Raw genomic sequence first — 13,337 nt, 5'->3', positions numbered from 1 at the left:
TCAATTATCCATATATTTCAGCCTTATAAGGAAGGGGTTTGTGAAAAAAATTTGTTTAATGCGCCTGTCTGCAATAGGTGATGTCTGTCACGCTGCTGCTATGGTTAATCGTATTCAGCGGCATTGGCCCGACACCGAAATTACCTGGGTAATTGGTAAAATTGAATACCAGTTGGTGCGATTGATGCCTAATATCCGGTTTGTTGTGTATGACAAAAAGGAAGGGAAAGAAGGCGTTAAAAGATTGAAAGCAATGCTGGCCGATACGGTCTTCGATGCGCTTTTAGTGATGCAGGTTGCGCTTCGTGCAAACTTAGTCTCCACCGCAATTAAAGCGAAAAGACGCATTGGTTTTGACTGGCACCGTAGTAAAGAACTTCACTGGTTATTCACCAATCAACGCATTAGTGCGCGCAAACATGCCCATGTATTGGACGGGTTTATGGGCTTTGCGGATGCCCTGGGCGTGCCAAAAGATGCTGCTCCCCAGTGGCATATTCCCCTCGATCATGAGGCTAAAAAATGGGCCGCCGCGCAAGCAAAAGAGTTAGGTCAATTTGTCATAATTAGCCCTGCCGCCAGCAAACAAGAGCGTAGTTGGTTGCCTGAGCGATACGCACGTATAGTTGAGCATCTGTTTTCAAAGTCTATGCCAGTAGTACTATGCGGCGGCCCCGGAAAGCTGGACAAACAGACGGCTGAAGCCATACTTTCTCATACCGATTCGGTAGCGAGAAATTATGTGGGAGAAACGTCGCTTCATCAGCTTCAGGCGTTGATCAAGCACGCACGACTTGTCATTGCGCCGGATACTGGTCCAGCTCATATGGCTACCACGGTCGGCACCCCGGTTGTTGGATTGTATGCGCATTCTAATCCACGGCGAACTGGGCCATACAACGATTTAGGACGCGTTGTATCGGTATACGATGAGTGTGTGCGTCGTCAATATGGAAAAAACTGGGAAACATTACCTTGGGGTATACGCGCTAAAGGAGAGCACTTGATGGAAAAAATAAGTGAACAAGCTGTAATTGATCAACTTGCTCGACTGCTAGAACATTAAATTCAGCTTTAATTTCCATTAAATTTCTGAAGATTAGCTACATATTAGCGCTTCTTATCTACAATAATAAAATATCGCTTAATATGCGAATTGCGTTGAAAGGGAGCGCTTTTAGTGGCTCAAATGGATCGCCTGCTAACCGTTAACATTCGAACGAGTATTTATGTACTAAATATACTTATTATTTGGTGCTTTATGTTTATGCCACACGCTTACGGGCAGACTTTGACTATTGTTACTAATGAGTCAGTTAATCAGGTTTCATTCTCTCAATCAGAAATCAGACAAATTTTTAGCGCCCGTAAACAATTTTGGGATGATGGCAGTAAAATAACCGTATTCGTGTTAGAGCCAAGCTCCATGCTTCATAAGCAATTCTGCAAGCAAAATTTAAATATGTTTCCCTATCAATTAGAACGGTTGTGGCACCAAATCACGTATTCAGGCCAGGGCGACCCCCCACTTATAAAGAAATCCCAAGCCGCGATGATTGAAGCGGTGCTTTCTACTCCGGGGGCTATTGGTTACGCCGAAGATGGGTTTGTAGAGCAACTAAGCGACAAGGCCAGGGAAGAAGCACAATGAAAAAGATTATAACTTCTGTATTGATATTGCTGCTAATGCCTGTGGCTACTGCCCAGCAAATGAGTTGGCATGGCTACATCGCACAAGGTATTACGCAATCAAGCGGGAGCCATTTCATCACGGACAATGACGCGGTGACATCAGAATTGACTGAAATGGGCATAAATGGACGTTATCAGTTTAATTCGTCACTTGCGCTGGTGGGGCAGCTGGTGTACCTGGATGGAGGCAATCGCTATGAACAGGGAAATCGTCTGGATTACCTGTTCTTAGACTGGACATTGATTGAAAATGAACTGATATCCACCCACTTACATTTGGGGAGATACAAAAACCACCATTGGCTTTATTCGGCCACCCGAGATGTGCCGCATACGCGGGAAACAGCCATCCTGCCACAATCGGTATACTTTGACAGTTTTCGTGATATCGCGCTGGGTAGTGACGGCGTGCTATTACAATCCGAACATCAAACGAATCTTGGACAGTGGCAACTTAACTGGAGTTTGGGGCGCTCATCAGTAAGCAAAGAACAAACTCAGGCTTTCCTTGGGCCTATGGCCAAGGGAGACTCAAAGCAGGATTTTGTTCATCAAGCCAGTATTTATTGGCAGCCGGCTTCGTTAAATTGGAGGCTCGGGGCGAGTTATCTCGCCTCTGACTTTGTATATGAAGCTTCGCCCAGCGACAACTTCATCGATGGCAGCACCGATGTAGAGAGATACGTATTGTCATTGCAATATTTTAGTGAAAAATGGGAACTTAGCGCGGAATTATTACAAGAAAGACGCGATAACCGCGGCGCAATTTCCCCCACTTTCAGACAGTATTTGATCGGTGAGGGAGGGTATGTACAAGCCAGATATCTACTTTCACCTGCCGTCAGCTCATTGGTACGGTTTGATACGTATGATGTCAACAGAGACGACCCCGACGGAATTAAGCTAAACCAACAAACTGACGGGTTGGTACCAGCGTACTTTGGCTATATGAACACGGTTGCCGTGGGACTTCGATGGGATATTGCTAATAATTGGCGTTTGCAGGGCGAGCACCATTGGGTGGAAGGGGCAGGTCGCATCAATGGAGTGATTGATCCAACCGTAATTAGTTCAACCAAAAAGCATTGGCAAATGTGGTCTATACAACTAATGTACTGGTTTTAGATGCGTTTTTCTTTATCGTTAACAACGAAAATGATGATCATCATGCTTGCCATGATTTTCACTACCACGTTGGTTATAAGTTCGATACTGATTGTTCAGTCAAATTCGTCACTTTCGCAACAACAGTTTGAACAACAACGGCTTAACGCACAAAAGTTTGCGTTGTATAAGCGCTTGTTTATGCAGAATGTATTATTGTGGGTGGAAAGCGTATCCGCACTAGCAGATAGTGAAAGTGCGGATGTGAAGCAACTAACCCAAATGATCGATACCGCTCGCGATCCTCTCAATATGACGATGCATGTCGATAATGCCTGGTTATACAATGCTAATAACAAACTCGTGTACGGACATGGCGGCAAATTACCTGCAGTTGTTACTCAAAAAATGCAACAGGTAAAACAACGACTTGAACCAATATTATTAACTGAGTGCGTTGAACGGTGCCAATCCTACGTATTAGTGCCAATTATGACTGCGCAGGAGGATGTCGGCGTGTTCATTTTGTCCAGCAAAATGACCTGGCTGCTGGCATTGTTAAATGAGTCCGGTAGCCTAGATGCGCACGGGATTATTAAACACATCAATAGACAATCGGCCAATCCTTTATTACAGGTGATCGGGCCCACCTCGTCGATAAATAAAATGCTGTTAACCCGGGTTCTGGAAGTGTTACCCGCGCAGACAGATGTGCATGAACTGGTTTCAAAAGGGGTGATGCTAGAAATAAACGAGAATGATTATCTCGTGAATGCGGTGCCTTTAAACGAGTTTGCTGAGAACGGACACTATGTATTGTTTGTTAAAGATGTTTCCAGCGCCATGCAAACCAACCGGGAATATCAGCGAGCAGTGATAGGGTGGGCCGTGGTGATTTTCATCCTTTTCTTTGCGTTAATGTATTTTTTCTTCAACAACTATCGCCAAAAATTATTAGATCTAAGTCATCGTTTGCCCTTGCTTGCTCAGCACCGTTATCAAGACTTCTATCTACAAAGCGAAAAGGCCAACATGTGGCAGCAAAACCGTTTCCCCGATGAACTCGATGTGTTAGAAAAGGTTACCCGTGATTTAGCTACACAACTAGAAGAAATCGATAGCAAAATGGCGCTAAATACAGCGCAGTTAGAACGTATGGCAATGTTTGACCCTTTAACCGGTCTACCTAACCGCAATATGTTGACCTTCCAGATTGAACAGCAATTGGCAAGCTCGGCGAGAGATGGCAGTTGGGTGGCAATCATGTTCGTCGATCTGGACGATTTTAAAAAGGTAAATGACAGCTATGGCCATGATGTTGGTGACCGCTTACTTAAAGCGGCAGCTAAGCGTATTGAAGGGCCCATTAGAAAAAGCGATATTGTTTCGCGGTTCGGTGGCGATGAATTTGTCATTTTGTTGGAAAATTTGAACGACCGCGACCAGGTGAAAGTCATTGTAGAAAAACTGCTACACGTTTTTTCTGAACCTCTGCACGTGGACGCTTTGCAATTCTACATCACTATCAGTATTGGTATTGCTATCACTAAACAAGCGCAGACCACCTCTGTTGATCTGTTACGTCACGCTGACATAGCAATGTACGAAGCCAAAAGCGAGCAGGGAGCATCCTTCAGACTGTATGACACTAGCATGAACCTGCGTGTTATGCGTAAGGTAGAAATGGAATCTGAAGCACGTATTGCACTTCGTGAAGACCAGTTTAGCTTAGCGTTACAGCCTCAACTGGACCTAAAAACTCGGAAGCTGGTTGGCTTCGAGGCGTTAATCCGCTGGCACCATCCTGCCAAAGGCCTGATCATGCCAGGTGAGTTTATACCTCTTCTAGAAAATACCGCCTTCATGTTGGAACTGGACTACTGGGTAATTGCGCACGGCACTCGGTTACTAAGTGAGCTTAACGGGAACGGTTTTCAAGATATAAAATTCGCTATTAATGTGTCATCGGCACAATTCATCGATCCCTCATTGCCGCTTTATTTACAACAGCAAATATTGTTAAACAAGGTGGATCCGGCGTGTATTTGCCTCGAGTTAACTGAAACGGCTCTGGTCAGAGATATTGAACGTGCAACCGGGATTATGAAGTCAATACGTGACATGGGTTGCAAAATTGCTATCGATGATTTTGGTACGGGTTATTCTTCATTAAGTTATCTGAAAGCGTTGCCCACCGATTATGTGAAAATCGACCGTTCATTTGTAGCTGGAATGCTCGAACATAAAGATGACCGCAACATTATCTTTTCGATTATCTCAATGGTCAGCAACATGGGACTTACTGTTATTGCAGAAGGGATCGAAAATGCGGGTCAATATGAATTATTATGTCAATTTGATTGTCATGAAGGACAGGGATACTTAATCGGCAAGCCCATACCCGAAGCGAATATATGGAATCAGTTAAAGGAAAATGTAGATAATAAAATCTGGACACGCCCCTTACCCGTATTCACCGACACTCATGAAACCCAGATTTAAGGCAAACGCTTAGGGTTGTGCGAAAAAATTTACATTCTTTCCACCTTAATCGTGATGTTCTAAGCGACAAAGAGTGTACGCTCACGCTGCGTTTCTTTACACTATGCACTTTTAGCTAAACGGAGACTCCCATGTCCGAGGCATTTATTGCTCATCTACAGACGGAAATTGATAACGTCAAAGAAGAAGGGCTTTATAAAAAAGAACGCATTATCACCAGTCAGCAACAAGCTGACATTCAGGTATCCGATGGCGATAATGTCATTAATTTTTGTGCGAATAACTACCTTGGTTTGGCGAATCATCCCGACTTAATTGCAGCAGCTAAAGACGGCCTTGAAAGCCACGGGTTCGGGATGGCTTCTGTCAGGTTCATCTGCGGTACACAAGACATTCACAAAGAATTAGAACAAAAAATCAGTCAGTTTTTAGAAACTGAAGATACTATTTTATATCCCTCTTGCTTTGACGCTAACGGCGGTTTGTTTGAAACCCTATTGGGGCCAGAAGACGCCATCATTTCAGATGCGTTAAACCACGCCAGCATCATTGATGGTGTGCGTTTGTGTAAAGCCAAGCGCTACCGCTATAGCAACAATGACATGACCTCATTAGAGGATCAGCTTAAGCAGGCTGACGCTGATGGGGCGCGCTTTAAAGTAATCGCCACCGATGGTGTATTTTCAATGGACGGCGTAATTGCCGACCTAAAAAGTATCTGTGACCTAGCAGACAAATACGATGCGTTAGTGATGGTGGACGATTGTCATGCAACAGGCTTTTTAGGTGATAAGGGTAAAGGCAGTCACGAATATTGCGATGTGCTAGGCCGTGTGGATATTATTACCGGTACCCTAGGTAAAGCACTAGGGGGCGCTTCTGGCGGTTACACCTCAGGTAAAAAAGAAATTGTGGAATGGTTGCGTCAACGTTCACGTCCATACTTATTTTCTAACTCAGTAGCACCGCCAATTGTTTCTGCTTCACTAAAAGTTTTTGACATGATGGCTAACGGCACCGAGTTACGCAGTCAGTTATGGAAAAACGCGGCTCATTTCCGCAAGCGTATGGAAGAAGCTGGGTTTACCTTGGCAGGTAAAGATCATGCCATTATTCCTGTCATGTTAGGTGACGCAAAGCTTGCCAGCGAAATGGCCGACAAAATGTTAGCCAAAGGTATATATGTAGTGGGCTTCTCCTACCCTGTAGTGCCCAAAGGGCAGGCACGAATACGTACTCAAATGTCCGCAGGCCATAGCATTGAACATGTGGATAAAGCTGTGGATGCCTTTATCGAAGTAGGTAAAGAGCTGGGAGTGATTAAATGAAGTCATTGGTGAAGTTACATAAAGAACCGGGTATTTGGCTAAAAGACTCGCCAAAACCACAAGTGGGTCATAATGACCTGCTTATTAAAATTCGCAAAACCGCTATTTGTGGCACGGATATGCATATCTACAACTGGGATGAGTGGTCGCAAAACACCATTCCGGTGCCTATGGTGGTGGGTCACGAATACGTAGGTGAAGTAGTAGATATGGGGCAGGAAGTCACTGGTTTTAAAGTCGGTGATCGTGTATCGGGTGAAGGCCACATTACCTGCGGACATTGCCGGAATTGCCGTGCAGGCCGTCGCCATTTGTGCCGTAATACCCAAGGCGTAGGTGTAAACCGCGCTGGTGCGTTTGCAGAATATTTAGCGATACCTGCCTTCAACGCATTTAAGATCCCAGATAATATCAGTGATGAACTTGCCTCAATCTTCGACCCCTTCGGCAATGCGGTACATACGGCACTGTCATTTGATTTAGTTGGCGAAGATGTATTGATCACGGGCGCTGGGCCCATCGGTATTATGGCAGCGGCTGTAGCCAGACACGTAGGTGCCCGCCATGTCGTTATTACCGATATCAATCCTTATCGCCTTAAGCTAGCTGAAAAGATGGGGGCGACCCGTGCTGTTAATGTCAGTAACACTAAGCTAGCTGATGTTGTAAAAGAGCTGGGCATGACAGAAGGTTTCGATGTTGGCCTAGAAATGTCAGGTGTACCTTCTGCTTTTAGCGACATGTTAGATAAAATGAACCACGGTGGAAAAATTGCCATGTTAGGTATTCCGCCATCTGATATGGCTGTAGACTGGAACAAAGTAATTTTCAAAGGGTTGGTGATAAAAGGCATATATGGTCGCGAAATGTTTGAAACCTGGTATAAAATGGCAAGCCTGATTCAGGGCGGCCTCGACCTGAACCCTATCATCACCCATCAATTTGGTATTGATGATTTTCAGAAAGGGTTCGATACCATGGGCTCAGGTGAGTCTGGCAAAGTAATTCTTAACTGGGATTAATGTGAATACATTTCATCATATTTCAATCGATGATGTGGCTATGCGTAGCGCAGATTTCACTGTCGTGGACATTCGTGACCCGCAGTCGTTTGCGCTTAGTCATATGCCCAATGCCACACATTTGTCGAATGATAACTTTGCTGCGTTTCTTTCTTCAACACCGAAAAAGACGCCTATAGTGGTCGTGTGCTATCACGGCATTAGTAGTCAACAAGCAGCACGTACCATTGCCGCGCAAGGTTTCTCTGAAGTGTACAGCATGGACGGAGGCTTTGAAGCATGGCGACAACATCAACCGGTGACTTCAGAGTAGTTTGTGTCCATACCTGTCATAGCATTCAAACACGAGCCATACGCCCGTTTACTCGCCAACTACCTTGCTTCAGAAGGGTTTGAAGTAAGCGTAAATTTAGAGCCGAATGGTGAGTTTATGTTGTCGGTACCCGAAGGCACCGATCTTAAAACCTTCCGTCAACATTGCCTGGATTTCGTCAAAGACCCCGAACACCCTTCTTATCAGGATATTGCCTGGCAGCAAGGCGCAGGAGTGGAGCTGGATACAAAATCTGGATTTAGCTTTTCCCATATTAAAACATACATCCAGGAGGTGCCTTTCACAGCACTAATCCTGTTTACCTGCTTAGTTGTCTATTTACTTTCAATTTTTGGGCTTTTCGCTCCGGTTGCAGAAATGCTGATGAGTCAGTCTGTAAACGTGTTGACTTATACGAATGAGTGGTGGCGCCTCATCACGCCCGCGCTTATCCACTTTAGCATGTTGCATATTATGTTTAATTTGCTGTGGTGGAGTATGTTGGGTGCGCAAATCGAACGTAAGCTGGGCACATCCATGCTCATTGTTATTTTTGTTATCTCAGCCGCGATATCAAATGGCGCGCAGCTATTGATGGACGGCCCCAATTTTGGTGGCCTTTCTGGCATAGTTTATGCCGTGCTCGGTTTTGTCTGGTGGGCAGGCTGGCTTCGTCCTGCCTGGGGAATGATGCTCCCTAAAGCTATAGTTGGCTTTATGCTGGTGTGGTTGGTGATTGGTTATGCTGACGTACTATGGGTAGAAATGGCAAACACAGCACACACCGTGGGTTTAATCACAGGGTGCATGTTGGCGTTGCTGCTAAGCTTAATCTGGAAGCCAACTACAAAAGCCAAATCTAGCTCTGATAAAGGTATTTAGTGAAAATCACATCTCTGACAACTTCGGATCCGGTTTCTTTTTTCATGTGATTTTGCATTGCTTTTAGCAGCGTTTGACGAATATCTTCGCGGCCAGTCAATGATTTTACTTTTTCTTCCGGTTGGCTACCAAACACCTCGATCGCGGTAGCGCGAAGCAACGGTAAATGGTGTTCAGCAGTTTCCAATTGATCGACATCGTGAATCATTAACTCAACCGTCACGCGAACATAACCCAAACGAACCGCTGTTTGACCAACATAATTTGTAACAATGTCAGGCTCTAAACCAAGGTAAGCGAAATTATTTTTTTGTTGTGCTTGTACACTGCCGGTAACTATAGACAGTATTAATAGGATAGCGGGTGTGAAAAAACGAAAAAAAGCCATTAAATGAATTTACCAATATTAAAAAACGATATGCTAAGAAGTGGTTTATAGTGTAGCAAATTCTTAAGATCAACCACTAGTGTCTATTTTCCATTTCCCTCATCACATTAAGATCACTAGCTATGTTTTTCTGACTTACCAAAATGGTAAGATATTGCGCACTTCAATAGGATGAAAAATGTGTTGTTAGATAATCTTTCTTTTCCGGTAGGGTTAGATGTGAATTGGGAAGACGCCGACAAGGTGACTATTCCCAATCCCTACCTTAAAAACTGGTTGCTCGATACGGGCTCGCTCACTGAGCGCTTACAAGCAATGTGTCGTCAGTTTTCTTTGCAGAAACTGGGGCAAGAGGAACAAATACTGCATAAATGCGAGCAGGAGTGGCTTACTACTGACAATACAACTCGCTGGTATATTAGAGAAGTTGTGTTATTTGGCGATCATCAACCCTGGGTTTTTGCTCGTTCGGTAATCCCTCACCAACTGGTAGAGGGCGAGCTCTCGGGAATTGGTTCTCAGCCCTTAGGAAAAATTATATTCAATGATCACAGATTTACGCGAAGTGAGTTTCAGCTATGTAAAATCAATAGCGATAAAATGGCGAGATTTAATCCCGACCAAACCAACGCAACATTATGGGGAAGGCGGTCAAAGTTTACATGTAATGAAGTGGATATGCTGGTAGCAGAAGTGTTTCTTGCTCAGGCTCCAGTGTACCTGACAGGTAGCAGCAATGCAGGTTGAGTTAACCACGAAAAATATGGACGCCTATTGGCAGCTTATGCGTATGGATAAGCCGGTGGGTATTTATTTGTTGCTTTGGCCTACGCTGTGGGCGCTTATCATTGCAGCACAAGGTCTGCCTCCTCTTGCCCTGACATTAATTTTCGTGGCCGGCGTGGTGGTAATGCGGTCTGCCGGATGCGTAATTAACGATTATGCTGACAGGAAGGTGGATGGTAGCGTCGAACGTACTGCGCAACGTCCCATCGTAAGTGGACGCGTAACTGCCACCGAAGCGCTTCAGTTATTCGGCGTTCTAATTCTTTTTGCATTTATCTTGGTGTTATTTTTAAACTGGCAAACTATTTTGCTCTCTATTCCCGCGGTGCTACTTGCAGCCAGTTATCCGTTTATGAAACGCTACACCCACATGCCCCAAGCTGTTTTAGGTATGGCATTTGGGTGGGCTATTCCCATGGCTTGTGCGGCGGTATTAGGGGAAGTGCCGCTTTGGGGGGGGATTCTGTTCGTCGCTAACCTGTGTTGGACCATAGCCTATGACACAATGTACGCCATGGTTGACCGCAACGATGACGTGAAAATAGGGGTGAAATCCAGTGCCATATTATTCGGTAAATACGACCGACACATTATCGGCGGGTTACAGCTTGGTACAATTGTGTTATTAACAGTAATAGCAGAGATGCTGAAATTAACTTGGCCTGTTTATCTGAGCATTCTATGTTGCGTGGGGTTATTCGCGATCCAACAAAGGCAGATAGTGAAACGTGAAAGAATGGCCTGTTTCCAGGCCTTTTTAGATAATCACCAAATAGGCATGGTTTTTACTGTAGGGTTACTAATGCACTACTTGCTGATGGTATAAACCGACTTATTTATCTAGTTTGGTTTGTTCAAGCGCTGCTAGTCGCGCTTCCATTAGTTCGAGTTTTTCACGGGTTCTAATAAGTACTTGGCTTTGTACATCAAATTCTTCGCGGGTAACTAAATCAAGTTTTGACAATTGAGACTGAAGAATGTGTTTAATTTTTCCTTCTGCTTCTTCGGCCATATTGCGCACGCCCGGAGGGACGGCACCAGCAATTTGTTTCGCAAGCTCTTCGAGTTTTTTCGGATCCAGCATGGTTTTCCCTTATAATGCGCTTTGTTAACGTTGATTCTATTCTAATACCAATCACAATAAGTTTCTATGCTATCAGCAAGAGCGGTATTTTTTGCGAGCAAGGCCCCTGCGTCGAAGTTTAGTAGAATGTAATCATGCAGGTACGCCAACACCATTGAGAATCGTATTCTCTAATCGGAAAACTAATAAGTTAAAAGTGACAAGTGACAAGACAACTTCATGAAATTAAATGACGCCCAGCAATCTGCTGTTACCTATGTATCGGGGCCGTGCCTGGTTCTCGCTGGCGCAGGAAGCGGCAAAACACGAGTCATCACCAATAAAATAGCTTATCTGGTAAGAGAGTGTGATATGCCGGCACGCCATATTGCTGCTGTCACCTTTACCAATAAAGCGGCCCGAGAAATGAAAGAACGGGTCGCGGGAACCTTAGGCAAACCAGAAGCGCGTGGGCTAAAGGTGTCTACTTTTCACACTATGGGGCTTAATATCATCAAAGCACACGTAAAAGAGCTGGGCTTAAAGCCAGGCTTTTCGTTATTTGATGATAAAGATTCAATCGCCCTATTAAATGATTTAACCGCTGATACGATAGATGGCGACAAAGACCAACTCAGTTTATTGCAAAGTTGTATTTCTAACTGGAAAAACGATTTGCTTTTACCTGAGGCTCTGAATGCAACGGCGGCCAGCAGCGGTGAGAAACTTTTTGCGCATGCATATCAACAATACCAGAATCATTTAAAAGCGTACAACGCATTGGATTTTGATGATTTAATTTTATTGCCCACGTTACTGTTACGCCAAAACCTAAGTGTGCGAGAAAAGTGGCAGCAAAAAATTCGTTATTTGCTGGTGGACGAATATCAGGACACCAATACCAGTCAGTACGAACTGGTAAAACTATTAGTGGGGGAACGAGCCCGCTTTACAGTGGTTGGGGATGATGACCAGTCTATCTATTCATGGCGCGGCGCTAAGCCACAAAATTTGAATTTGTTGCAGCAAGATTTTCCCCGTTTAAATGTAATAAAGCTCCAGCAAAACTACCGTTCTTCGGGGCGCATACTCCATTCTGCCAATATCCTTATTCAAAACAATCCTCATTTGTTTGATAAAACCTTATTCTCTGAGCTCGATTACGGCGCGCCTTTACGGGTCATTACAGCGAAGAATGAAGAGCATGAAGCCGAGCGTGTGGTGGCAGAGTTACTGGCCCATAAGTTCATGCAGCGTACTCGGTTTAAAGACTATGCAATCTTATATAGAGGAAACCACCAAAGCCGGTTGTTTGAAAAGTTATTAATGAGTAACCGTATTCCCTACAAAATCAGTGGGGGAATGTCTTTTTTTGGACGCGCGGAAGTGAAGGATATTATGGCGTACCTGCGTCTGCTGGTTAATCAAGATGATGACAATGCATTATTGCGTATTATCAATACACCTAATCGCGGTATCGGCCGTGCGACCTTGGAAAAATTAGGTAATTTTGCGAATAGCCTTGGGGTATCTATATTCGCTGCTGCCACCCACAGTGGTCTAAGCGGGGTGCTGACTGGCAAAGCCTATCAATCAGTGGCGGGGTTTGCGCGGTGGCTGGTGGAACTGTCCGATAACGCAGCGCGCGGCGATACGAAAGAAGCCTTACGGGTAATGATAAAGTCCATGGGGTATGAAGAATGGCTATACGAACACAGCGCCAGTCCTAAAGCTGCGGAAATGGGCATGGCCAATATCAGTACACTCTTCGGCTGGATAACGGGCATGTTAGATGGGAACGATCTTGAGCAGCCAATGACCTTGCCAGAAGTCGTTAACCGGTTAATTTTGCGCGATATGATGGAGCGTGGTGAAGACGAAGGTGACGCCGATCAAGTGCAGCTGATGACCTTACATGCGTCTAAAGGACTGGAATTTCCCATTGTCTTTTTGGTGGGTATGGAAGAGGGCTTGTTACCCCACCAAAGCAGTATTGATGAGGATAATGTCGAAGAAGAGCGCCGGCTGGCTTATGTGGGTATTACCCGGGCGCAACGGGAATTAATTTTTTCTCTTGCCAAGGAACGCCGACAATTCGGCGAAGTTATTTTCCCGGAGCCTAGCCGATTCCTGTACGAGTTGCCACCAGATGATTTGGAATGGGAAAATCAGAAGAAAAAAGTCAGCGCTCAGGAACGCCAGCAAAAAGGGGCAACCAGTATCGCCAATTTACGCGATATGCTGGCTAAAAAATAAA

The 13,337-nt window shown here is 44.8% G+C and carries 13 protein-coding genes; 11 read left to right on the top strand and 2 right to left on the bottom strand.

Features of this window, described 5'->3' with window-relative positions:
* The first annotated feature begins 58 nt into the window (after positions 1 to 58).
* From OPS28_RS05045 to glpG, 8 genes are all read left to right on the top strand, one after another.
* On the top strand, positions 59 to 1,066 hold the full coding sequence (locus tag OPS28_RS05045) for a glycosyltransferase family 9 protein (RefSeq protein ID WP_265608387.1): 1,008 nt from the start codon (positions 59 to 61) through the stop codon (positions 1,064 to 1,066).
* Between the two features lie 123 nt (positions 1,067 to 1,189).
* Positions 1,190 to 1,651: a hypothetical protein gene (locus tag OPS28_RS05040; protein WP_265608386.1), complete on the top strand. Its 462-nt coding sequence runs from the start codon at positions 1,190 to 1,192 to the stop codon at positions 1,649 to 1,651.
* Positions 1,648 to 2,817: a hypothetical protein gene (locus OPS28_RS05035; protein ID WP_265608350.1), complete on the top strand. Its 1,170-nt coding sequence runs from the start codon at positions 1,648 to 1,650 to the stop codon at positions 2,815 to 2,817. Before OPS28_RS05040 ends, OPS28_RS05035 begins: the two co-directional genes overlap by 4 nt.
* Entirely contained in the window at positions 2,818 to 5,298 is a 2,481-nt protein-coding gene (locus OPS28_RS05030) for a bifunctional diguanylate cyclase/phosphodiesterase (protein ID WP_265608349.1), read from the top strand. It begins immediately after the preceding gene.
* A gap of 131 nt (positions 5,299 to 5,429) precedes the next feature.
* The gene (kbl, locus tag OPS28_RS05025) at positions 5,430 to 6,626 is read left to right on the top strand and encodes a glycine C-acetyltransferase (protein WP_265608348.1); all 1,197 of its coding nucleotides are present in this window, start codon (positions 5,430 to 5,432) and stop codon (positions 6,624 to 6,626) included.
* Complete coding sequence (gene tdh / locus OPS28_RS05020; RefSeq protein ID WP_265608347.1) at positions 6,623 to 7,648, top strand: L-threonine 3-dehydrogenase; 1,026 nt, start codon at positions 6,623 to 6,625, stop codon at positions 7,646 to 7,648. Before kbl ends, tdh begins: the two co-directional genes overlap by 4 nt.
* A gap of 1 nt (position 7,649) precedes the next feature.
* On the top strand, positions 7,650 to 7,961 hold the full coding sequence (gene glpE / locus OPS28_RS05015; protein WP_265608346.1) for a thiosulfate sulfurtransferase GlpE: 312 nt from the start codon (positions 7,650 to 7,652) through the stop codon (positions 7,959 to 7,961).
* A gap of 3 nt (positions 7,962 to 7,964) precedes the next feature.
* Positions 7,965 to 8,843 (top strand): rhomboid family intramembrane serine protease GlpG, encoded by an 879-nt coding sequence (glpG, locus tag OPS28_RS05010; protein WP_265608345.1) that lies wholly within the window; start codon positions 7,965 to 7,967, stop codon positions 8,841 to 8,843.
* Here the strand turns inward: glpG and OPS28_RS05005 are convergent.
* Positions 8,821 to 9,231, bottom strand: coding sequence for a flagellar basal body-associated protein FliL (locus OPS28_RS05005; protein WP_265608344.1), 411 nt, complete (start codon positions 9,229 to 9,231; stop codon positions 8,821 to 8,823). The genes glpG and OPS28_RS05005 overlap by 23 nt on opposite strands.
* A 180-nt stretch (positions 9,232 to 9,411) precedes the next feature.
* Between OPS28_RS05005 and OPS28_RS05000 the strand changes: the two genes are divergently transcribed.
* Together OPS28_RS05000 and ubiA are read left to right on the top strand one after the other, a co-directional pair.
* The gene (locus tag OPS28_RS05000; RefSeq protein WP_265608343.1) at positions 9,412 to 9,978 is read left to right on the top strand and encodes a chorismate--pyruvate lyase family protein; all 567 of its coding nucleotides are present in this window, start codon (positions 9,412 to 9,414) and stop codon (positions 9,976 to 9,978) included.
* On the top strand, positions 9,968 to 10,843 hold the full coding sequence (gene ubiA, locus OPS28_RS04995) for a 4-hydroxybenzoate octaprenyltransferase (RefSeq protein ID WP_265608342.1): 876 nt from the start codon (positions 9,968 to 9,970) through the stop codon (positions 10,841 to 10,843). Before OPS28_RS05000 ends, ubiA begins: the two co-directional genes overlap by 11 nt.
* Before the next feature lie 6 nt (positions 10,844 to 10,849).
* Here ubiA and ubiK read toward each other — a convergent pair whose 3' ends face one another.
* Positions 10,850 to 11,101, bottom strand: coding sequence for a ubiquinone biosynthesis accessory factor UbiK (gene ubiK / locus OPS28_RS04990; RefSeq protein WP_265608341.1), 252 nt, complete (start codon positions 11,099 to 11,101; stop codon positions 10,850 to 10,852).
* Between the two features lie 219 nt (positions 11,102 to 11,320).
* On the opposite strand from ubiK, the gene rep reads away from it, so the two are divergent.
* Positions 11,321 to 13,336, top strand: a complete 2,016-nt coding sequence (gene rep / locus OPS28_RS04985) for a DNA helicase Rep (protein ID WP_265608340.1) — start codon at positions 11,321 to 11,323, stop codon at positions 13,334 to 13,336.
* Position 13,337: the final 1 nt, after the last annotated feature.

This window comes from Alteromonas sp. ASW11-130, assembly GCF_026183735.1.
Taxonomy (GTDB): Bacteria; Pseudomonadota; Gammaproteobacteria; order Enterobacterales; family Alteromonadaceae; genus Alteromonas.
Note: the sequence above shows the minus strand (reverse complement) of the source record. Positions and strands in the feature narration are given on the sequence as shown.

What these genes read in the sequence shown, in the direction of transcription:
- OPS28_RS05035 (WP_265608350.1), top strand. Translation starts at nt 1,648, where the DNA reads ATGAAAAAGATTATAACTTCTGTATTGATATTGCTGCTAATGCCTGTG.
- kbl (WP_265608348.1), top strand. Translation starts at nt 5,430, where the DNA reads ATGTCCGAGGCATTTATTGCTCATCTACAGACGGAAATTGATAACGTC.
- OPS28_RS05040 (WP_265608386.1), top strand. Translation starts at nt 1,190, where the DNA reads ATGGATCGCCTGCTAACCGTTAACATTCGAACGAGTATTTATGTACTA.
- OPS28_RS05045 (WP_265608387.1), top strand. Translation starts at nt 59, where the DNA reads ATGCGCCTGTCTGCAATAGGTGATGTCTGTCACGCTGCTGCTATGGTT.
- tdh (WP_265608347.1), top strand. Translation starts at nt 6,623, where the DNA reads ATGAAGTCATTGGTGAAGTTACATAAAGAACCGGGTATTTGGCTAAAA.
- rep (WP_265608340.1), top strand. Translation starts at nt 11,321, where the DNA reads ATGAAATTAAATGACGCCCAGCAATCTGCTGTTACCTATGTATCGGGG.
- OPS28_RS05030 (WP_265608349.1), top strand. Translation starts at nt 2,818, where the DNA reads ATGCGTTTTTCTTTATCGTTAACAACGAAAATGATGATCATCATGCTT.
- OPS28_RS05005 (WP_265608344.1), bottom strand. Translation starts at nt 9,231, where the DNA reads ATGGCTTTTTTTCGTTTTTTCACACCCGCTATCCTATTAATACTGTCT.
- ubiA (WP_265608342.1), top strand. Translation starts at nt 9,968, where the DNA reads ATGCAGGTTGAGTTAACCACGAAAAATATGGACGCCTATTGGCAGCTT.
- ubiK (WP_265608341.1), bottom strand. Translation starts at nt 11,101, where the DNA reads ATGCTGGATCCGAAAAAACTCGAAGAGCTTGCGAAACAAATTGCTGGT.